The organism is Sporomusa acidovorans, from assembly GCF_900101845.1.
GTDB lineage: Bacteria > Bacillota > Negativicutes > Sporomusales > Sporomusaceae > Sporomusa > Sporomusa acidovorans.
The window spans coordinates 61,342-81,628 of sequence record NZ_FNAM01000015.1; the positions used below are offsets into that span (position 1 = coordinate 61,342).

The following is a 20,287-nucleotide window of genomic DNA, read 5'->3' on the forward strand; positions in this document are numbered from 1 at the left end:
CCTTTTTCATAGCTTACGGCGCCTTACTTGGTTTTATCCGTGGAAGATTCGAGATTAATTGTGGCTTTTCTCCAAAACAAGAAAGCTCCGGCAAGTCTTTTGCAGGATTTGGCAGCTTTTACGAGAAAATACTCAATAACTTACACCATTAGATTTTTGTTCAAAAATTCTCTAGTAGTAGCCTAGCTGATTAGCGAGCGTATGTTTACTGGCAGAGAACAAGGTATAGATAGGCAGGAAATAATTGTAGTTATATCCAATATTTACTTAATAAGTTACATTATCTGACGGAGGACAAATTACTTTGCTGAAATCGAGGTTTGGTAAGCTGTTTTTTTGTACGGTTTCTATGCTTACGTTGCTAATGATGGTAGCTGATTATAGCGATGTCAAAGATGAGTGCAACTTACAATATCTAAACCGAGAGAGAGAATTAATGCAGGTTGCAACCCGGCTTAATGATGAGTTGTCGTCATTTGATCAAATCGTAAGGGAGAATAACGCAGAAAACTTGGATGCGGACACGCAGACCCAAGTTTTGAATAGGAACCTGCAGCTTACAGTAATGAAAATTTCGGAAGAGCATCCGAATGTGGGCTTGGGATATTATTCGAGAAAATTAGATCGAAATGTTGCGCTGGGACCTCGTCTTGAAACTGGTTTTTTAAAAAAGATTACCGCTCCGGGGGCTTTGGAAATATATCAAACGGGAAATCCTAAAACATTTATCATTGAGGAATCGATCCTTTGGGATGGAAAACCGATATTGGCTGTTCATTACCCGATTAAACGCAATGGCGAAATTATCGGTCACTCATTTGCTAACGCAAAAATCGAGGATATTGAAGCGGCATACAGATCTGGTGTGGTAACCCGGGTTTCGCGAATGGGTTTGGTGTGGTTAATAACCGTTATTTTTATCTCAGTGATGTTTTATCGTATTAGACAAGTGGTAGCAGGCATTATTAGACGAATAGAAAATGAAGAAGATGATTATTCCCAAATTGCTGATTTTCCCGAATTTCTTCCTATACTTAAGACGGTGACGAAATTACGTGGCAAGATCAGAAGTGATCATCACAGGCTCATGGAATCAAATAGCAAACTGTTTAAGCTAATGGATATTTGTCCCCTATCGATACTTGAGTTAGATAAGGCGGGCAATATTGTGTCTTTAAATGAACCTATGGTTGCTTTCTATAAAAACTATCTTCCTTATAGCAAGGATGAATTAATCGGAAAGTCAATCCGAACCCTGTCCAGCGAATTAGGTATTAATTTCGAAGAAAGCTTTATTGCCAGACTGTTAAATGGACAAGAAATAAGAAATGAACTGGTTGAAAGGCTTAAGCGCTACTGGATGGTAAATGGCATACCCATTTACCATCACGAGACCAATGAATTTGCCGGGTGTTATGCGTTTTATCAGGATATTACGCAATGGGAGAATTTTAAAAGTGAAATGGCACGACTGGAGTCTTTGAATGCAATCGGTGAGACAGCCGGTTCTGTAGCACATGAATTACGAAATCCGGCTACAACCATCAAGGGGTTCGTACAGTTAATGAGTCTAAAATGCAATGAACAACAAGGCAAATATTTTGCTATTATCCTTGAAGAACTTGAGCGTATGAATAATATAATAGAAGATTTTTTGTCACTTGCCCGGCATAGGTTTATTGCCAAGTCGCCAAATGATCTAAATCAAATCCTGCAGGGAATTTATCCGCTCCTTTTGGCTGACGCCACCAAGAATGATATTGAGTTACATTATAACTTATGTGATGCGATAAAGATGATTGAACTAAATCCTAAAGAGATGCGGCAGGTTATCTTAAATATCGTTCGTAACGGAATAGAGGCGACACCACGAAAAGGACATCTATATATATCGACAATAAATGTGCCTAAGGGCATCGAACTTATTATCAGTGACACCGGCAGCGGGATTCCGGAAGACAGCTTAGCATGCATTTTTGAACCTTTCTATACATCTAAAAAAAGTGGTACCGGCCTGGGCCTGGCAGTGTGTAAAAATATCGTTGAGGCCCATAGGGGTAAAATTAAGGTTGCTTCTAAGGTCGGCCAAGGCACTACCTTTACTATTTTCTTCCCGAATGATTTGTTTGAGCAATAGTAGGGAGCGGTAGAGACAAGTAAAATATTAGTAAGGCGTTAGTTTTTGTAATTTTTATTTAAATATTGCTGGATAATGAGACCGATACCCACTCCCATACACATAGATAGAATTGGTGCCCAGATGGGGCCTAGTACATGGTGACCAATGGCAAAAGTTGGCGAGAAAATGACTCCAATAGTTCCTAAATACGCGGCAAGAACAAATGGCAAAAAGGTAAAAGGCGCGGTTCCACCACCCGCATCCCGATAGGCGTCCCAAATGGCAAAAACATAAATACAAGGGTAAAACATCAACCATTGGTAGTTGGCCAAATTTACAGCAGATTTTATATCCCAATAAAAACTTGCGATGATAACTATGTTAATATTTCCATTCATATTGACTAGAAACTCCAAGAGGATAAAAAGACTACCCTTAACCAGTTTTCCGTTTAACAATTGCCCGAAGCCGGGAAAGGCGATGCTCCATAGGAGTATTTCTTTTTTTGTATTTGAATTATTCATAGTATTGTAAGCCCTGATTATAGCCTGAGGCGGTTCCTCCATCCGTTTGTATTTGCATACTTGCACCGTCCTTATGCATTCAGGCTTATTGCTTGCTAATCAGCAGATTATTAAGGTTTTGTATGATTGTAATTAGTATAATTAGATCTCTTAAAATAATACCCCTACGGAGTACTTTACGTGCCACTTCTTCTATATATTTGTGTATCGTGTATGACTGGTACGATGCCGGTCGCAATTAATGAGAAAAATTTTTTAACAGGCAAACTTTTTGCAGGAATTTAACAGACAATTCAAGAAAATTAAAGACAGATGAGTTCCAAGTTATTTTTTCCATACTGGAAAGGGTAACCGAAGGGTACGAAGAGTAATTTTCGTGCCTGCCCGTATTGCGCAAAGGAAGTCTGGTTATCAGACTTCTTTTTTTATTTGCCAGGCATGCGGCATAATTGCTCATAAGTAAATGTGAGGCTCATATGGGAGCAATATTTTAATTAAAAGGGGTATGAATCATGAATGCGACATTAGAAAAAGTAGAGAACAGTGAAGCTTATTTAGAATTTGTGATCGAAGCTGCTAAGCTTGAAGAAGGTATGGAAAAATCGTATAAAAAAAATGTTAAGAATTATCATGTTCCCGGCTTTAGAAAAGGGAGTGCGCCGCGCTATATGTTAGAAGCAAAATACGGGCCTGAAGTCCTGTACGGAGATGCTGTTGATTTTATTGTACCCGATGAATATTATGCTGCTATTAGGGAATTGAATCTAAAAACGATAGGTGAGCCTGATATTGAAGTTGGCTATATAGTAAAGGGAAAACCGGTTAATGTTAAAGTACGTGTACCGGTTAAGCCGGAAGTTATTCTTGGATCTTTAGAAGGCCTAGAAATTAAAGTTCCTCAACCGTATGCTGTTACGGAAAAAGATGTTGAAAAATACCTGCAGGATTTATGTTCCAAAAATAAAATAGTTATCGACAAGGAGCAGAAGCCGGCGGCTCAGGGAGATACAGTAACAATTGATTATGAATGCTCTGTTGATGGCTCTTTACCCGGGGGAAAAGAACAAAACATGAAAGTAGTTCTTGGCGCAGACACGTTTTTTCCTGGTTTAGAAGAAAAATTAGTTGGCGTAAAAAAGGGCGATCATTTACATGTGGAAACTACTTTCCCTCAAAATCATCCGGCTACTCAATTGGCTGGTAAGAGGGCTTTGTTTAAAATAAAAGTGAAAAACGTTGAAAATATTCAACCATGGGAACTAAATGATCAATTTGCCCAGCAAGTGGCAAAAATGAATAGCCTGGAAGAGTTGCGTTCAGATGCCAGGCGGAAGCTGTCCGAAATAGCTTCGCAGCGTGACTTATACGGAAAAAAACAAGCTGTTATCAAGGCGTTATTGGATACATGTGAATTTGATGTCCCCGACTCCCTGGTTATGCAGCAAGCGCAATTGATGCTGGAGGAGTTTACAAAACGTGTAAGCGCTGAAGGAGGAAGCATTGAATTGTATCTTCAGATGACGAATACGGATTTTGCCAGCTTCAAAAAGCAACTATGGGAAGACGCTAAAATGGTTATCAGGACAAACTGTCTATTGGAAAAAATTATTGAAGAAAAGGCTTTTGAGGTAAGTGATGAAGAATTAAAGAACGGTATTGAAGCTTTTGGCATTCGTATCGGCATGGCTAAAGAAAATGCCAAAAAAGAAAATCTAGGTCCATTGGTTGACAAGGTATTATTTGATTTAAAAGCAGACAAGGCTGTTGCCTATCTGTTAGAGCATGCATGTATTGCCGTCGAAGACAAGAAAGAAGAAACGACGCTCGTTAACCTTCAGCTATAGAATACCGGTATTAACGTCAACAGCTAAACTAGCTGAAGGCGAGTTCGTAACCATTGCAAGTGCATCATGACGGAATCCGGGGAAAGTATCAATGATTATATGTTGGTGCTTTCTTTTTTTATTATTAGGGCATACTATGTGTAACACATAAGAGGAGGTGTACAATGATGACCGATACGGATAGCCTTATTAAAGAGCAAATGATACCGTTTCGTGAAAGAATACTTAGGATTGTGCAAGAAAAACATCCTTATGTATACTCTATTGCTAACAGCTTTTTTTCCGGGCGTAAAAATATGGCAGGACTTCAGGTAACTCAGGATGGTCAAGTGGTTGGAGAATATACATTTCATTTGGATGGCTTGCACATTGAATCTGTGGATACCGGCAAGCTTGATTCGGCTGTGAATCATCCGTTTTTAGGTATAATCAAGCCTTATGGTGTAATTGAAAAGCATGTAATCGAGAAAATTATTGCCGATGAAGGGTTTGCCTCCGATTTGATAGCCTCTTTTATCAAATACTTACCTGACATTACGATAAAATTTTTACGCTGAGCGTTATACGGGTGTATAAAACCTGGATAAAAAGGGCAAACTAATAGTGTAAAGGTGTCCTCGAGTAACAACGAGAATTGCGAAACATAATAAATTGAAATACGCGCACATATAAAACACCAAAAACACAAAACCCTCTACCGGCTGGCAGAGGGTTTTCGTTGTGCAATTGACAAGTACTACTCTTTAGAGCAAGTAATTAGGATCAAAAATTAATAGGTTAAGTAATTTTTTCAAAGAAATATTCAATAAAATATTGAATATTTCTTTGAAATAGCTAATAATTAGAACAAATAGTTTTACATAGCAAATTAACAAGTTTTATCAGTAGTGCGGACAGTGCAGGATTTAAAGGGGAGAAAATGTATGTCTGACAATTATCAAATTGCTCGCTATCCAATTAGCCAGCTTCGGCCCGGGTTGAAGCTTGGAGAAACGGTCCTTTCTCCTGATGGCGGGGTATTGCTTTATGCTGGTACGATGCTGACGCATAAACACATTGAAAGACTTATCTTTTATAAAATCGATCATGTTCGTATTCGGGAATTTCAAACCGGTGAAGCGGATACTTTAGGGCAACAGGGAGCAGACCCTGTTGAACAGGAAGCACTCATTGCTCATCACGAGTATTGTGAACCGGATATGCCAGCAACCGTGTCGGAACAGGAGAATGAGTTTGCCAATACCTATGGGAACGCGGTGAAGGACTTGAAAAAGTGCTTTACGATTGTTCGCCTGGAAAAGCACCTGGATTGTGATTTGTTACATTCGATAGTTGATTCCCTGCTTACCCTTACTCCGTATGGGATTGGTGCTACTGCTTTGCTGCATACGGCTAATCGTTCAGAGGACTATCTGTTTCATCATTCCGTTAATGTTGGAATTTTAGCTCATATTATCGGCACCCTCAGTGGCGCATTTAAGCCGAGTCAACAGAAAAACCTAATTCTGGCGGGTATTTTGCATGACATTGGCAAGCTTGAGATACCTGTGCATGTTCTATATAAGAAGGGACGTTTGGATGAAGACGAACTGCACATGGTTCGTCAGCATCCGGCTATTGCCTATAAATTTTTCCGGCATTTCAAAGAAGTTCCGGAAAACGTACGGCTGGGAGTGCTTCAGCATCATGAGCGCGATGATGGTTCCGGTTATCCGCTCCATACTAACGGCGCGAAGAACCATCCGATTGCTAAAGTGCTTGGCATTGCGGATGTTTATGATGCAATGACATCCAAAAAGGTGTACGGTCAAGAAGTATCGCCTTTTGCTGCCATTGATACTTTGCAAACAGACACTTTTTCCGGTAAATTTTCGCCTAACTATACTACCCCCTTTCTCCATGAGTTGTGTCAAACACTTATTGGCCGCTATGTGACGTTAAATGATGGTAATATCGGACAGCTTGTATTCTGGAACCGCAGTGGAAAAGAAACTTGCCTGATTCGTTTTTCTGATGGACAAGTAATTGATATCAGCAATCAAAATAAGCTAAAAATCATGAAATTGGTTTGCTGAGGTACACATTAAAAAATTTTGCCGGCGCAGGCAGGCGGTGTATTGCGAAATTTTTTGTGGGTTTATATTCGACCGGCATTTTTCGTGAAGACGCGGCATTAGCCGAGTCTTTTTTTGGCAATAATCCACTATTACAGCACAAAAAAACACATAGGAAATAGGTCAATCTGGTCAAAACTGTTAGGTAAGTTCTTTTTCGAGGAGAGGATTTTATGTGGCTTGGTAAAGTAGTTGGCACTGTTGTTGCGCCTACCAAGAATGACACCCTTGTCGGCAGCAAGCTCTTGATTGTGCAGCCGCTAAATCTTGACGGTATGAATACTATTAGCCTTCAGGTGGCCGTCGACACTGTGGGAGCGGGAAATGGCGAAACAGTATTGGTGTCCACAGGCAGTTCGGCCCGGCGCGTGATGAACAATGAAAATAGTGCGGTCGACGCTGCTATTGTGGGGATTGTTGAAACAATCGAGACCGAAGGAATTTCTAAAGCTCAATACTGGGTTCATAAAGGATAATCATTATGCTGACAGCTTATAAAAGTACCGATGACCGCTTGCAGGCGGTTGACGTTGCTTCTGCGTTACCTGAAGGAACCTGGTTGCAGGTAGTCAAGCCGGCGGCAGAGGAAATTGCTTACTTGTCAACTACGGCTAAGGTGCCCGAAAAATTCTTTCGCTTTGCTTTTGAAGTGGATAGTTGCCCGCGAATCATGGTGGGAGATCGCTGTATTCTTATTATTATCAACGTGCCGGTAGCACGTAGTGCCGACCAGTATGATACGATTCCCCTCAGTATTATCCTGACACCGGAACACACGATTACGGTCAGTCAGGAACCAACCCAGATTATTCCGGAAGGCGGAGACCGGGAATTTAATACAAGGAGACGCAGCCGTTTCTTTTTTCAAATCCTGAATCATGCCGGAACTATTTTTTTGCGCCATATTTACCATATACGTCAACGAACAGAGGAGATAGAGATTTACTTACGTAAGTCGACTAATAACAGAGAAGTTTTTCAACTGCTTAACCTGGAAAAAGGCTTGATGTATTTTACCGCTGCTTTGCGGGCTAATACCATCGTTCTGGAGAGTATACTCCGGCTGCGTTCCAATCAGCAGCTAAGGCATTTGCTGCCTATGCATGAAGAAGATGAAGATATTATTGAAAATGTTATTATCGAAAATAAACGGGCCCTTGAGTTAGTCCAGACGTATAGTGATATCTTAAGCAGCATGATGGATGCATTTTCGTCGGTGATTTCCAATAATCTAAACTATGTTATGAGGTTCCTGGCAGCCGTAACCATTTTATTGTCGATACCTACAATGATTTCCAGCTTTTGGAGTATGAGTCTGGTTGTTCCTCTGCAGGGAACGGAAATAGGCTTCTGGACAGTGATTCTGGTATCCTTTTTGGCTAGCAGCCTGGCCGGGATAATTTTAAAGAAAAAAAGGATGCTTTGACAGGCTAACCGCCGTCTACATAGGTTTCTCCGGCCGGCTTTACCACCGCCTGGGCGGCTGTACAGTCGGCAATTAGTTGCAGTAACTTCTCCTCGTCACCTTTGCGGGCTAACACCGTAAGGGTGACTATATGGCTAAACTCTTTATTTTCAATAGGGTAATGATGGAGCCGCAACTGGTTCTCTACCGTTCCCAGCAAAGCATAGTTAATTTCTACGGCAAAGCGGGCATGAAGCTGTTTTTCGATTATTATGGCTGCGTCCAGACCGTCAACGGCTGCCTTGGTGTAGGCGCGAATGAGTCCGCCGGCTCCCAGCTTAATGCCGCCAAAGTAACGAGTGACAACAATGACGGCATTTTTGACCGCAGATTTATGTAAGACATCCAGTATGGGTTTGCCGGCTGTTCCGCCAGGTTCACCATCATCGTCAGCTTTTTGTATTTGCCCATGCTGACCGATGACATAAGCCGAGCAATTGTGGTTCGCCTCTTTATGCTGTTTTTTTATATTGTGGATAACCGCAATAGCTTCTGCTTCGGTTGCGGCCGGACAGGCATAAGTAATGAACAGGGATTTACTGATTTCCAGTTTGGTTTCACCGCTTTGCTTTATGGTGCGATAGACAGGCAACATAACAGAACACCTCATTTTCAGGGGATAAGTCCATAAAATTACTATAACGGTATCAAGGAATTTTGGCAATTACCGTGAAAAAATTGTTGGCGCTAAATTTTATTATGAATAAAGAAAGCACTATTTGCCGCTGGGTGGCAAATAGTGCTTTTTACTAACAACTGCTGGGGAGTGCGTATATGGTTTAATCCTGCTTTAAATAAGCTCTGCCAATTGCATCGGCCGCCAGAATGGCTGCATACACAGAAGTCGCATTTACGCTGAAAGGCTGATTATAAATCGTTTCCCCGGGCGCGCAAGTAGCTTCGGCAACCTTACGGATTTTATCAGGCGTTACCTCAGAGATGCCGATTTGCTTAAGGGTAATCGGCAGACCAACTGATTTGCAGAAGCTAAGAACTTTTTCGATCTCGGCTGTTGTGCGATTTTCAAGCACTAATTGGACAAGTGTGCCGAAAGAAACCTTTTCACCATGATAAGCCTGATGCGTTTCTTCGAGTACGGTAAACCCGTTATGAACGGCATGAGCTGCCGCCAAACCGGAACTTTCAAAACCAAGGCCGCTCAGCAAAGTATTGGCTTCTACCACTTTTTCTACGGCTTCGGTGGCAACACCCTGCTCTAGCGCTAATTTGGCCCGGAATCCGTATTCCATTAAAATATCGTAGCAGAGCTTGGCGAGACATAAGGCAGCCGCTGTAGACAGTCCTCCGGGAAGATTGCCGGCAAAGGCTTTGGCGCAGGCATCGGCTTCAAACCAGGTAGCCAGCGCATCTCCCATACCGGACACGAACAGGCGGGCCGGCGCTTGGGCAATGATGGCGGTATCTACAAGCACCAAATCCGGATTTTTGGGCAGTACCAGATAGGAGTCAAAAACGCCTTCAGGGGTGTAGATGACGGATAAAGCGCTGCAAGGGGCATCTGTTGTGGCGATTGTCGGGACAATGGCTACCGGAATCTTGGCAGTGTAGGCAGCCGCTTTGGCGGTATCCAACGCTTTACCGCCGCCTACACCGATAATAATATTTAGGTTATTTTGTTTAATGACCGAAACAATCCGGTCAATTTCCGGGCGGGAACATTCCCCGCCAAAGTATTCAATGGTATAGTCCATTTGCTGTTCTTTTAAACTGGCCGACAGAAGGTTTTCAATTGCGCCGAGGCCTCGTTTGCCGCCCAGAACCAGGGCTTTAGTTCCCAGCGGGGCAACATGCTTGCCAAGATCGGCAATTGCATCGGCTCCTTGCACATATCGGCTCGGAGAAATCATAATTTTGTTCATGAGAAACCTCCTTATATGCCTGCAGCAGGCTTATTTATAGTATAGGAGTTTTCCCGTTTTATATGATTTACCTGCCTATAAAATTGCTATTATCAGGTAGATTTTTGCGCTTATTCGGGTTGATTGGTATCACAGTAGTGAATTAACCGGGTAAAATCTGCGGGCAGGGGGGCCTCTACAGTGACTACTTGTTTATTTTCCAAATGCTCAAAATGAACCAAATTGGCATGCAACGCCTGACGGGAGATAAGAGGAGTGCGGATTCCGTACATCCGGTCACCCAGGATTGGGTGGCCGATATGGGCCAAGTGTACACGGATCTGGTGGGTCCGGCCGGTTTCCAGCGTAAGCGCAAGCAGTGTTGCGTCGGAAAAGCTCTGGATAGTACGGTAATGCGTAATGGCCGCCTCACCCTGCGGGTTTATGGCGCGCCGGTTGGGAAAAGAGGGGTGAGGCCCTATGGGGGCCTCAATTTTTCCGAACGGCGGATTTATACTACCCTTGATTAATGCCTGATAGCTGCGTGTAAGCGTTTTGTCTTTTAATTGCTGCTCCAGCAGAGTTTGGCTGCGGGAATCTTTGGCAAAAATTACACAGCCGGATGTTTCCCGGTCTAATCTGTGAACAGCACGTATTGTAGTTAAAATGCCCTGTTCGGCTAAATAATGAGCTAAATAGTTGGCTAAGGTGCCTGTGATTGTTTGCCCTGTAGGGTGGACAAGCTGAAAGGGCGGTTTATTTACGACCAAAAGGCAATTGTCTTCATACAGGATTTCAATTGCTCCCGGCTCGGGCTCAACCCCATACGCTACATCTTGCAAAACCAAAACACGCAAGGTATCGTTTAGTTTTAGCTGCTTTTGTAAAAAAACAGGCCTGCCATTTAAAAAAACACCTTTTTGACGGGTTAATTTTTGGATTTTTCGGCCTGAAAGCTGAAGTACCTGTTTTAGGTAGGTTTCCACTGTTTGACCGGCATGTTCCGGAGAGATTTTGACGGATTGAAAGGATTTCAACTGCAAACCTTCTTTCGTAAGCGATTATTAAACTAAATATATAGGAAAATCAGAGTGTTGGCAATTAATGGCCGGTTTTGCCTAAGAAGAAAGCGGGCTTGCTATTTAACGGATTTTTATTATACTATAAGTAGTTTTTGCTATTTGGAATAATTATTTTTTGAAAGCAGAAAGGATAAACAGATGACCTTAGCGTCCCAATTATTGGCATGGTATAATCACAATGCCCGCAAATTACCCTGGCGTAACGATAAAGATGCTTATAAAATCTGGGTCTCGGAAATTATGCTTCAGCAAACAAGGGTCGAAGCGGTCAAAGACTACTATGCACGCTGGATGGAACGGTTTCCTACAATGGCAGTCTTGGCAAAGGCATCAGAGCAAGAAGTGCTGAGTTACTGGCAGGGATTGGGTTATTACAGCCGGGCCCGCAACTTGTTGTCTGGTGTTAGAGAAGTATGTGCAGCTTATGGCGGAGAAGTTCCGGCTGAGCAGACTGCTATCCAGAATTTGCCGGGGGTCGGTGAATACACGGCAGGGGCCATCGCCAGCATTGCCTATAACCGCCCGGTGCCAGCCATTGATGGCAATGTCCTGAGAATCTTTAGTCGCCTTTTTTGTTTGGAGGAGGATATTGCCAGGCCGGCGACGAAACGAGAAGTGAGACGGCTTGTTTGTCAGCACATGTCGGTTGAATATCCCGGCGATTTTAATCAGGCCTTGATGGATTTAGGTGCCATGGTGTGTATTCCGCGGCACCCCAGATGTGAAAACTGCCCGTTGACCAATCTATGTGAAGCCTATGAACGGGAAGTACAGGATACTTTGCCGGTACGGTCGCCGAAAAAGGCGCCCCTGCTGGTAAAAATGGCGGCGGGGCTGGTTTTTAAGGAAGAAAGTTTCTTAGTGCGGCAACGGCCGGCCGCCGGGCTGCTGGCTAAGATGTGGGAGTTTCCTGCCATAGAGCTAACTGGGGAAGAAGACGCTGCTGAGCAATTACAAGCCGGTTTTGAGCAGGAGCTTTGCCAGAATGTGCAGGTAGAGAAAAAAATATTTCATTATATCCATACGTTTAGTCATCGGCAATGGGATATTTCTTTCTATCAGTGTGAATGGCTAGGCGGCGGTGAACTGCCGTCGGCAGCGAGGTGGCTAAGCCCCGCGGATTTCATGAGTATACCTTGGGCGGGGCCGCACCGCAAAGTGGCTCTTGCCTGTAAAAAAACTCCCAGCTTATGAAGCTGAGAGTTTTCGCCTTTTACTTTTTAGCGGTAGTTTCCTGGGAACCGGCTATTGCAATTTTCTTATTACTTTTTTTAGGACCGCGGCCAGGTTTTTTGTCGCCCATCCCGTCACCTCCACAATCTGTTAGCTAATAGGGTGCTTAGAACAAGGACAGGTTATACCAAAAAAATATAAGAAAAAATTCACGTAAAACGAGAAAAACCAATTTTAAATAATCAGAATATATTATATCATATTTAAATTTAGAATTCAACAAACATTGGCAATTGTGAGAGGTAGAAAATCAAAAAAAATGTGGAAAATTGCACAAGAATTTGTTTTTTAAGCAGGATTCTACCGTTATTTAAAGAATAATAAAAAACGTAATTTATGGGTCAATATTGACCGGCGTGTTGTTAGTGGTTATTAGGCTGGCTTAGTAACTCTAATTCTAATACACATGAAAAGGAAGGGATCCCGATGGCAAAAATGAAGACTATGGATGGAAATACCGCAGCAGCTCATATCTCTTATGCATTTACTGAAGTTGCTGCAATCTACCCAATTACTCCGTCCTCACCAATGGCGGAGCATGTTGATGAGTGGGTTGCTGAAGGTAGGAAGAATATTTTTGGGCAACCTGTCAAAGTTGTTGAAATGCAATCTGAGGCTGGTGCTGCCGGAGCAGTGCATGGCTCCCTGCAGGCAGGTGCTTTGACTACTACATACACAGCATCACAGGGCTTGCTGCTCATGATTCCGAATATGTATAAAATTGCCGGCGAATTATTACCTTGCGTATTTCACGTCAGCGCCAGAGCACTTGCCGCCAACTCATTAAATATTTTTGGTGACCATCAAGACGTTATGGCAGCTCGTCAGACTGGTTTTGCACTGCTGGCTGGCAGCAGTGTTCAACAGGTTATGGACTTAGGTGCCGTTGCCCATTTGGCTGCAATAAAAGGCAGAGTACCATTTGTTAATTTCTTTGATGGCTTCCGTACCTCTCATGAAGTACAAAAAATAGAGATACTGGATTATGCCGATATGGCTAAACTTGTGGATATGAATGCTGTTAACGCCTTCCGCCGCAATGCGCTTAACCCTGATCATCCGGTTGTTAGGGGTACTGCCCAAAATCCTGATATCTATTTCCAGGAAAGAGAAGTAGTCAATAAATATTATGAAGCTATCCCTGCTCTTGTTGAAGATTATATGGCAGAGATCAACAAATTGACCGGACGCGACTATCATCTCTTTAATTATTATGGAGCTCCTGATGCTGATCGCATGATTATTGCTATGGGCTCTGTTTGTGAAGCAATTGAAGAAACCGTTGATTATCTGAATGCCAAAGGCGAAAAAGTCGGTCTGTTGACTGTACACCTATATCGCCCATTCTCGCTTGAACATTTCTTCAAATATATTCCGAAAACAGTTAAGAAAATTGCGGTACTTGACCGTACTAAAGAACCGGGTTCGCTTGCTGAACCATTGTATCTTGATGTTAAGAGCGCCTTCTATCGGAAAGATTGGCAGCCGGTTATTGTCGGTGGCCGCTACGGCCTAGGTTCCAAAGATCCTGTTCCCGCGCACCTTGTTCCTATATTCGAAAACCTGCGTCTTGATAATCCTAAAGACGGCTTTACGGTAAGTATTGTTGATGATGTTACCAATACTTCGCTGCCGGTACTTAGCGAAGATATTGATACCACACCTGCCGGCACCACCGCTTGTAAATTCTGGGGCTTAGGTTCAGACGGAACTGTTGGCGCCAACAAGAGCGCTATTAAAATTATCGGCGACCATACCGATATGTATGCCCAGGGTTATTTCTCTTACGACTCGAAAAAATCCGGCGGGATTACCGTATCCCATCTCCGGTTTGGCAAGAAGCCGATTAAATCACCGTATTTAATTAATAAAGCTAATTTCGTTGCCTGCCACAACCAGTCTTATGTTTATAAATACAATGTGCTTGACGGCTTGAAGCCCGGCGGTGTATTCCTTTTAAACTGCATCTGGAATGAAAAGGAACTTGACGAGAAATTGCCGGCAGCCATGAAACAGTTTATTGCCAAAAACAATATTCAATTCTACACTGTAGATGCAGTCGGTATTGCTCAGGAAATCGGCTTGGGCGGCCGGATCAACATGATTATGCAATCAGCCTTCTTCAAACTGGCTGATATTATTCCATTAGAAGATGCTGTTAAGTATCTGAAACAGGCCGTTGTTGATTCTTACGGCAAAAAAGGTCAAAAAGTGATTGACATGAATAATGCCGCTATTGATAAGGGCGTTGATGCTATCGTTAAAATTAATGTACCTGCCGCTTGGAAAAATGCCAAAGATGAAGCTGTAGATACTGCTAAAGCGCCTGAATTTATCGAGAAAATACTTGTTCCTATGAACCGTCAGGAGGGCGACAACCTGCCTGTCAGTGCGTTTGTTAACATGCCTGATGGTACTTTCCCAACAGGTACTTCCGCTTATGAAAAACGTGGCATTGCTATTGATGTTCCGGAATGGCAAATGGATCAGTGTATCCAATGTAACCAATGTTCCTATGTTTGTCCGCACGCTGCCATTCGTCCGGTTCTGGTAAATGCGGACGAAATCAAAGCAGCTCCGGCCGGCTTTACTGCTAAGACGGCTAATGGTATTAAAGATCTGAGTTTCCGAATCGCTGTTTCGCCGCTGGATTGCACCGGTTGCGGCAACTGCGCTCAAGTGTGCCCGGCAAAACAGAAGGCTCTGATCATGAAACCTCAGGAAACGCAGCATAATCAAATTCCATTATGGGATTATGCAGTGAGTGTATCCCCGAAAGCCAACCCCATGAATAAACTGACAGTTAAGGGCAGCCAGTTTGAACAACCGCTGCTGGAGTATTCCGGTGCTTGTGCAGGCTGTGGCGAAACTCCTTATGCCAAACTTGTTACCCAATTGTTTGGCGATCGCATGATGATAGCTAATGCGACTGGATGTTCCTCAATCTGGGGTGCCAGCGCACCTTCCATGCCGTACTGCAAAAACCATGAGGGACATGGTCCGGCTTGGGCTAACTCCTTATTTGAAGATAACGCTGAATTTGGTTTAGGTATGTACGTTGGCGTGAAACAAGTCCGTACTACTTTGGCCGCCAAAATTGAAGAAGCCACTAAGCTTGCTGTCAGTGCCAATCTCAAGACTGCCATGGAAGATTGGCTGGCCAATAAAGACAACGGCAATGGCACCCGTGAGCGTGCCGACAAACTGATTGCCTTATTGGCTGCGGAAAAAGGCAGTAATGAATTGTTAAATGACATTTATGATAATCGCGACTTCTTTGTCAAACGTTCCCAATGGATCTTCGGCGGCGACGGCTGGGCCTATGACATCGGCTTTGGCGGTCTCGACCATGTATTGGCCAGCAACGAAGACGTTAATGTTATGGTATTTGATACGGAAGTGTATTCCAATACCGGCGGTCAATCCTCCAAAGCCACTCCGACCGCGGCAATTGCGAAATTTGCTGCCAGCGGTAAGACCACCAAGAAGAAAGACCTTGGCATGATTGCGATGAGTTATGGCTATGTTTATGTAGCGCAGATTTCTATGGGAGCCGATAAAGCGCAAACTCTTAAAGCCATTGCTGAGGCCGAGGCTTATCCCGGTCCGTCCCTCATCATTGCCTATGCACCTTGCATCAATCACGGTATCAAGATCGGCATGGGCAATAGCCAGCTTGAAGCCAAAAAGGCTGTTGAGGCCGGTTATTGGGATCTCTATCGCTACAACCCGGCTCTTAAAGAAGCTGGCCAAAATTCGTTCAGCCTGGATTCCAAGGAGCCAACGGCTGACTTCAAAGAATTCCTCATGGGCGAAGTGCGTTATGCTTCACTCAAGAAACAATTCCCTGAACATGCCGAAGCTCTCTTTGAGAAAACAGCCAAAGACGCTGCTGAAAGACGCGCAAACTACAAACGTCTGGCACAAGACGCCGAGGCATTTGCGCAGGCAGCTGCCGCCAAAGAATAATTCCGGCGTACACTGGAATACAAATGTAAAGAAAGCACTAATTGTCTTTTCAGGTAATTAGTGCTTTCTTAATTTTTACTGATACCAGATGTCTGTCCTGATTATATGGACTTGTTCATTTGTCGGATTGGTTAAACAGGCAGAAACGCTTTCCGTTTGATCGGTTGTTATCAGTACTACGTCGCCGGCAGTAAGCGTATATGTTTCACGGTGGGGAACCATAACAGTGGCCGCTTCGCCAACGCAGTAAAAAGCTGAAGTCATATACCGAAAGTTTTTAGTCTGAGGGTTATGTATGTCTACCTGTTGGTCAGTTTGCACCGGCAGGGTAAGGGCAGTCAATTTTCCGCCGGTGCTGCCTTTCAGCATCAAATTAAAATCACGAACTTTCCCATAGCTCTTGGTTGTCCAGTCACCGCTAAAACTGTCCTGCGCAAATGGTTTCAGATAGCAACTATGATGGCCGGCATGCTCAAGACGCATTTCTCCTTCCAGTACCATGATTAGACGAGCAACCCCTGGCAGGGAGGTGAATGTCGACTCTGACAGATCAACCCGGGCTGAGCTGATTCGCCAGATAAAATTGCGTTCGGCATAGACGGCCTGGTTGGGGTAAATCGCGATTTGCGTTGTCGTACCGCCGGACCAGTTGCTGGTAGTCTGTTCGTTTTTGCGGATTAATTCAAAACTTAAAGTCATAACAATCCTCCGTTTCTTTAAGCAATGTTCGATTTTATCCGACCGGCTGCCATAAAATTTGGCCGGGGATATTCGGCTTACATTCAGGCATAGCAGCGTTTTTAAAAATTGTCAACTCTATTATAGCATAATAAATTTGTCTGATTATAACAAAAATGAAAGTACAGGATTTGACAGACTATTTGTCGAAAATACCAGTATGCCATATGTTTTAACTAGGAGGAAGGATAGCGGTATGAATGGCAAGCTATGCGTAAGTATTCTTATGCTGGTTTTTTTTATTGCCGGGGGATCCATACGTAGCGCGGCTGCAGCCGGCTATGAAAACCGGGTATTGATTGTAGCCGGTGATGAAAACTTCCCGCCTTATGAATTTGTAGATGTGATCGATGGCAGTAAGGTTTACCGGGGATTTAATGTCGATGTACTAAAGGCTGTGGCTTTAAGTACCGGCTATGAAATTCAGTTCCGGCCGATGCCTTGGGCGGATGCGATTAAGGCTTTAGAAAGTGGTGAAGTTCAGGCTATAGAAGGAATGAAGTATAATAATGAGCGGGATAAATTCTACGATTTTTCAGAAGCATATATGACAAATTCATTGGCGATATTTGTGCTTAAGGATATGCAGGCTATTGCTTCTATTGAGGATTTAACAGGACGTAAAGTTGCTGTCCAAAAAGATGCCATAGCTTATCAGCGGTTAAAGGATCGGCCGATTGATCTGGTAGTTACCAATAACCAGGAAGAAGCGTTAGAACTTTTAATTAGTGGAAAGGTGGAAGCTGCTTTTGGCAATCATTTAACCGGTCAATACATACTGCAACGTACTAAAAAATACCAATATGTAAAGATTGTCGGGGGAGCTATTGATGCTGAAGGGTACTGTGTGGCGGTCAAAAATGATGACCCCATACTTAACGTCTTTAATAAAGGTTTGAAGGATATCAAACAAAATGGGACTTATGACAAAATATACGTAAAGTGGTTTGGGGAGCCAATTGATTACCCGGCTCAATATTATAAACGGAATTTTACTTTTGCCCTAACTGCTGTTGGTATATTAGTTGTTTTAGCAGTTATCATTATTCAGATTAACTTATATTTGCAGCGGGAGGTCAAGAAACGGACCCGGGAAATTGAGATCATTCATGAAGAACTACAGCGTAAAGACAAATTGGAGGCGTTAGGAAAGCTCATTGCTTGTATTGCCCACGAAATTCGCACACCGTTAACATCCATAAAAACCTTTGTTGAGTTGCTCCCGGCAAAGTACGATAATCCTCTTTTCCGGGAAAAAATAAACCAGTTTGTGCCGCAGGAGATTGAACGCATAAATACTATTGTTAACGATTTACTAACCTATGCCAATCCGAAGAAAGTGGAGCGAATTGCTATTCCCAGCAAACGGCTGATTGATAATATTTTGGTCTTCTTCGCTGATAATATTGCTAAGCAGGGGATTGATTTACATATTGCTGTTAGGGAAGATCAAATGGTATGTGTTGATGTACAACAGATGAAGCAGGTCTTGATTAATATTTTGCTCAATGCACTGCAAGCGCTGGCTGAAACTGACAACCCCAGATTAGCCATTGTCAGTGAAGAAAGACAAAATCAACCTTGTTTGATTATTACCGATAATGGCGTGGGGATAGCCAAAGAGAATGTAAAGTTTATTTTTGAACCTTTTTTCTCAACGAAAAGCGGCGGAACCGGGCTCGGATTATTTGTTAGTTATCAGTTGGCGCAGCAGAATGGTGTTGCAATAATGATTGAAAGTAAAGAAGGCATGGGGACTAAAGTTATTTTACAGTTTAGCTCAGAGGAGAATTTACATGTTTAAGATACTCGTTGTCGATGATGAACCCGCAATTTGTACCTCATTGGCGTTTGCTCTGGAAGATAATTATACGGTAGCAACGGCCGGTTCAGCCGAAGCGGCATTAACAGCTATTGGTATGCAGGAATTTGATATCATACTTTTAGACTTGAAATTAGGCAATGCTGACGGAATGGAAGTATTGCAACAGATAAAAACAATAGATAGCAGTATTGTCGTTATTATTATGACGGCATATGGCAGTATAAAATCCTCTGTAGCCGCAATTAAAGCGGGTGCGTTTTATTATTTAACAAAACCTATTAATATGGATGAATTGAATATGCTGCTCATAAATGCATCTGATTATATTGGGATGAGGTTGAAAGTTAAGTATCTCAATGATAAGCTGACCGAACAAGGTGAAAGTACAGGCATAGTGGGTACTTCTGCCTCTATCCGGCAAGTTATGAATGATATTGAACGGGTAAAAGATATTGACATCAATGTGCTTATATTGGGGGAAAGCGGAACCGGTAAAGAACTTGTGGCCAAGGCGCTGCATTATCTAAGTGTGCGAAAAAATGAGCCTTTTGAAGTCATCAACTGTGCTGCTATTCCTGCCGAGCTGTTAGAAAGTGAGCTTTTTGGCTATGAAAAAGGAGCATTTACAGGTGCGATGCAGAAAAAGAAAGGGATTTTTGAATTAGCCGACCGGGGGACATTGTTTCTTGATGAAATTGGTGAAATGGATATGAAGCTGCAGGTCAAGTTGTTACGGGTTGTCCAAGAGAAAGAAATAGTGCCAATTGGTTCAAACCATAGACGTAAAATTGATGTGCGTATTGTTTGTGCAACCAATCGCGATTTAAAAAAAATGGTAGCTACGGGAAATTTCCGTGAAGACTTATATTTCCGTCTGAATGTTGTGACCATCAATCTTCCGTCTCTTAGAGAGCGGCAGGAAGACATTCCTTTATTGATAGAACACTTTGTTGCCAAATATAATCAAAAAATGGCTAATCAAATAAAATGTGTTGAACCCGATTTTTTGAAGATGCTTACCCGGTATAGCTTCAAAGGGAATGTAAGGGAATTGGAGAACATTATCGAACGGGCTATGGTATTTGCCGACGATGGGGTATTGCGGTCAACTAATTTGCCTATTGAAGTACAGAAACACGGAATGAAAGAACAAGCTTCGAGCGATACAGCGATGCTAATACCTGTCTATATTGGCGAAGATCTGGACCAAATCGAGCGAAAGGTTATCACGCAGACACTGCAGCATTACCGGGGAGATAAAGGGAAAACGGCGCAAACACTAAGAATCAGTGAACGAAAATTATGGTATAAAATTAAAGAATATGAATTGCGCTAAGAGTGCAATTTTTTCGGATTCTGCAAATTTTTCATGAAAAATTTGCAGAATTTTTTTTATTTATAAAGAAAATATAAGTTTTTTGCTTAAATGGCGAGTTTTTAGCGGCCTATCGGAGAAAAGTGGCTTGGCATGTAATTTGCAATTATATGTAAGTGAAGTTAAACGAGCATTATACA

General features: G+C 42.8%; 15 protein-coding genes and 1 riboswitch. Of the genes, 10 read left to right on the forward strand and 5 right to left on the reverse strand.

The features are described 5' to 3' along the window. Positions 1-304 precede the first annotated feature (304 nt). A complete protein-coding gene (locus BLR65_RS12070) occupies positions 305-2,137 on the forward strand; it encodes an ATP-binding protein (protein WP_093794443.1) in 1,833 nt (610 codons plus the stop codon). 38 nt (positions 2,138-2,175) lie between these two features. On the opposite strand, the gene BLR65_RS12075 is transcribed toward BLR65_RS12070, so the two are convergent. Beyond that, positions 2,176-2,643: a hypothetical protein gene (locus tag BLR65_RS12075; RefSeq protein ID WP_093794488.1), complete on the reverse strand. Its 468-nt coding sequence runs from the start codon at positions 2,641-2,643 to the stop codon at positions 2,176-2,178. A 305-nt stretch (positions 2,644-2,948) separates the two neighbouring features. Beyond that, a riboswitch (molybdenum cofactor riboswitch) is annotated at positions 2,949-3,061 on the forward strand. 94 nt (positions 3,062-3,155) lie between these two features. Here BLR65_RS12075 and tig point away from each other — a divergent pair. The 5 genes from tig (at position 3,156) to BLR65_RS12100 (ending at position 8,027) form a co-directional block, all read left to right on the forward strand. After that, positions 3,156-4,487, forward strand: coding sequence for a trigger factor (gene tig / locus BLR65_RS12080; protein ID WP_093794444.1), 1,332 nt, complete (start codon positions 3,156-3,158; stop codon positions 4,485-4,487). 164 nt (positions 4,488-4,651) lie between these two features. Next, positions 4,652-5,044, forward strand: a complete 393-nt coding sequence (locus tag BLR65_RS12085; protein WP_093794445.1) for a hypothetical protein — start codon at positions 4,652-4,654, stop codon at positions 5,042-5,044. A 366-nt stretch (positions 5,045-5,410) separates the two neighbouring features. Continuing rightward, positions 5,411-6,562, forward strand: a complete 1,152-nt coding sequence (locus BLR65_RS12090; protein ID WP_093794446.1) for an HD-GYP domain-containing protein — start codon at positions 5,411-5,413, stop codon at positions 6,560-6,562. 212 nt (positions 6,563-6,774) lie between these two features. Beyond that, positions 6,775-7,077 (forward strand): EutN/CcmL family microcompartment protein, encoded by a 303-nt coding sequence (locus tag BLR65_RS12095; RefSeq protein ID WP_093794447.1) that lies wholly within the window; start codon positions 6,775-6,777, stop codon positions 7,075-7,077. A 5-nt stretch (positions 7,078-7,082) separates the two neighbouring features. Further along, positions 7,083-8,027 (forward strand): magnesium transporter CorA family protein, encoded by a 945-nt coding sequence (locus BLR65_RS12100; RefSeq protein ID WP_093794448.1) that lies wholly within the window; start codon positions 7,083-7,085, stop codon positions 8,025-8,027. Positions 8,028-8,031: 4 nt separating this feature from the next. On the opposite strand, the gene BLR65_RS12105 is transcribed toward BLR65_RS12100, so the two are convergent. From BLR65_RS12105 to BLR65_RS12115, 3 genes are all read right to left on the reverse strand, one after another. After that, complete coding sequence (locus tag BLR65_RS12105) at positions 8,032-8,661, reverse strand: YigZ family protein (protein WP_093794449.1); 630 nt, start codon at positions 8,659-8,661, stop codon at positions 8,032-8,034. 184 nt (positions 8,662-8,845) lie between these two features. Continuing rightward, positions 8,846-9,946 carry a glycerol dehydrogenase gene (locus BLR65_RS12110; RefSeq protein WP_093794450.1) on the reverse strand — a complete coding sequence of 367 codons (1,101 nt, stop codon included), beginning with the start codon at positions 9,944-9,946 and terminating at the stop codon, positions 8,846-8,848. 110 nt (positions 9,947-10,056) lie between these two features. Further along, positions 10,057-10,962, reverse strand: coding sequence for an RluA family pseudouridine synthase (locus BLR65_RS12115; RefSeq protein WP_093794451.1), 906 nt, complete (start codon positions 10,960-10,962; stop codon positions 10,057-10,059). A 183-nt stretch (positions 10,963-11,145) separates the two neighbouring features. Between BLR65_RS12115 and mutY the strand changes: the two genes are divergently transcribed. Next, positions 11,146-12,201, forward strand: coding sequence for an A/G-specific adenine glycosylase (gene mutY, locus BLR65_RS12120; RefSeq protein WP_093794452.1), 1,056 nt, complete (start codon positions 11,146-11,148; stop codon positions 12,199-12,201). A 465-nt stretch (positions 12,202-12,666) separates the two neighbouring features. Beyond that, the gene (gene nifJ / locus BLR65_RS12125) at positions 12,667-16,209 is read left to right on the forward strand and encodes a pyruvate:ferredoxin (flavodoxin) oxidoreductase (protein ID WP_093794453.1); all 3,543 of its coding nucleotides are present in this window, start codon (positions 12,667-12,669) and stop codon (positions 16,207-16,209) included. A gap of 75 nt (positions 16,210-16,284) precedes the next feature. Here the strand turns inward: nifJ and BLR65_RS12130 are convergent, their stop codons facing one another. Beyond that, a complete protein-coding gene (locus BLR65_RS12130) occupies positions 16,285-16,908 on the reverse strand; it encodes a HutD/Ves family protein (RefSeq protein ID WP_093794454.1) in 624 nt (207 codons plus the stop codon). A gap of 235 nt (positions 16,909-17,143) precedes the next feature. Between BLR65_RS12130 and BLR65_RS12135 the strand changes: the two genes are divergently transcribed. Beyond that, positions 17,144-18,751: a transporter substrate-binding domain-containing protein gene (locus BLR65_RS12135; RefSeq protein WP_169716760.1), complete on the forward strand. Its 1,608-nt coding sequence runs from the start codon at positions 17,144-17,146 to the stop codon at positions 18,749-18,751. Continuing rightward, positions 18,744-20,108, forward strand: coding sequence for a sigma-54-dependent transcriptional regulator (locus tag BLR65_RS12140; RefSeq protein ID WP_093794456.1), 1,365 nt, complete (start codon positions 18,744-18,746; stop codon positions 20,106-20,108). Before BLR65_RS12135 ends, BLR65_RS12140 begins: the two co-directional genes overlap by 8 nt. Positions 20,109-20,287: the final 179 nt, after the last annotated feature.

Bases quoted from the DNA above. Each gene is read 5' to 3' on its own strand.
- BLR65_RS12075 (WP_093794488.1), bottom strand. From the start codon at position 2,643: ATGAATAATTCAAATACAAAAAAAGAAATACTCCTATGGAGCATCGCC.
- tig (WP_093794444.1), top strand. From the start codon at position 3,156: ATGAATGCGACATTAGAAAAAGTAGAGAACAGTGAAGCTTATTTAGAA.
- BLR65_RS12085 (WP_093794445.1), top strand. From the start codon at position 4,652: ATGATGACCGATACGGATAGCCTTATTAAAGAGCAAATGATACCGTTT.
- BLR65_RS12090 (WP_093794446.1), top strand. From the start codon at position 5,411: ATGTCTGACAATTATCAAATTGCTCGCTATCCAATTAGCCAGCTTCGG.
- BLR65_RS12095 (WP_093794447.1), top strand. From the start codon at position 6,775: ATGTGGCTTGGTAAAGTAGTTGGCACTGTTGTTGCGCCTACCAAGAAT.
- BLR65_RS12100 (WP_093794448.1), top strand. From the start codon at position 7,083: ATGCTGACAGCTTATAAAAGTACCGATGACCGCTTGCAGGCGGTTGAC.
- BLR65_RS12105 (WP_093794449.1), bottom strand. From the start codon at position 8,661: ATGTTGCCTGTCTATCGCACCATAAAGCAAAGCGGTGAAACCAAACTG.
- BLR65_RS12110 (WP_093794450.1), bottom strand. From the start codon at position 9,946: ATGAACAAAATTATGATTTCTCCGAGCCGATATGTGCAAGGAGCCGAT.
- mutY (WP_093794452.1), top strand. From the start codon at position 11,146: ATGACCTTAGCGTCCCAATTATTGGCATGGTATAATCACAATGCCCGC.
- nifJ (WP_093794453.1), top strand. From the start codon at position 12,667: ATGGCAAAAATGAAGACTATGGATGGAAATACCGCAGCAGCTCATATC.
- BLR65_RS12130 (WP_093794454.1), bottom strand. From the start codon at position 16,908: ATGACTTTAAGTTTTGAATTAATCCGCAAAAACGAACAGACTACCAGC.
- BLR65_RS12135 (WP_169716760.1), top strand. From the start codon at position 17,144: ATGAATGGCAAGCTATGCGTAAGTATTCTTATGCTGGTTTTTTTTATT.
- BLR65_RS12140 (WP_093794456.1), top strand. From the start codon at position 18,744: ATGTTTAAGATACTCGTTGTCGATGATGAACCCGCAATTTGTACCTCA.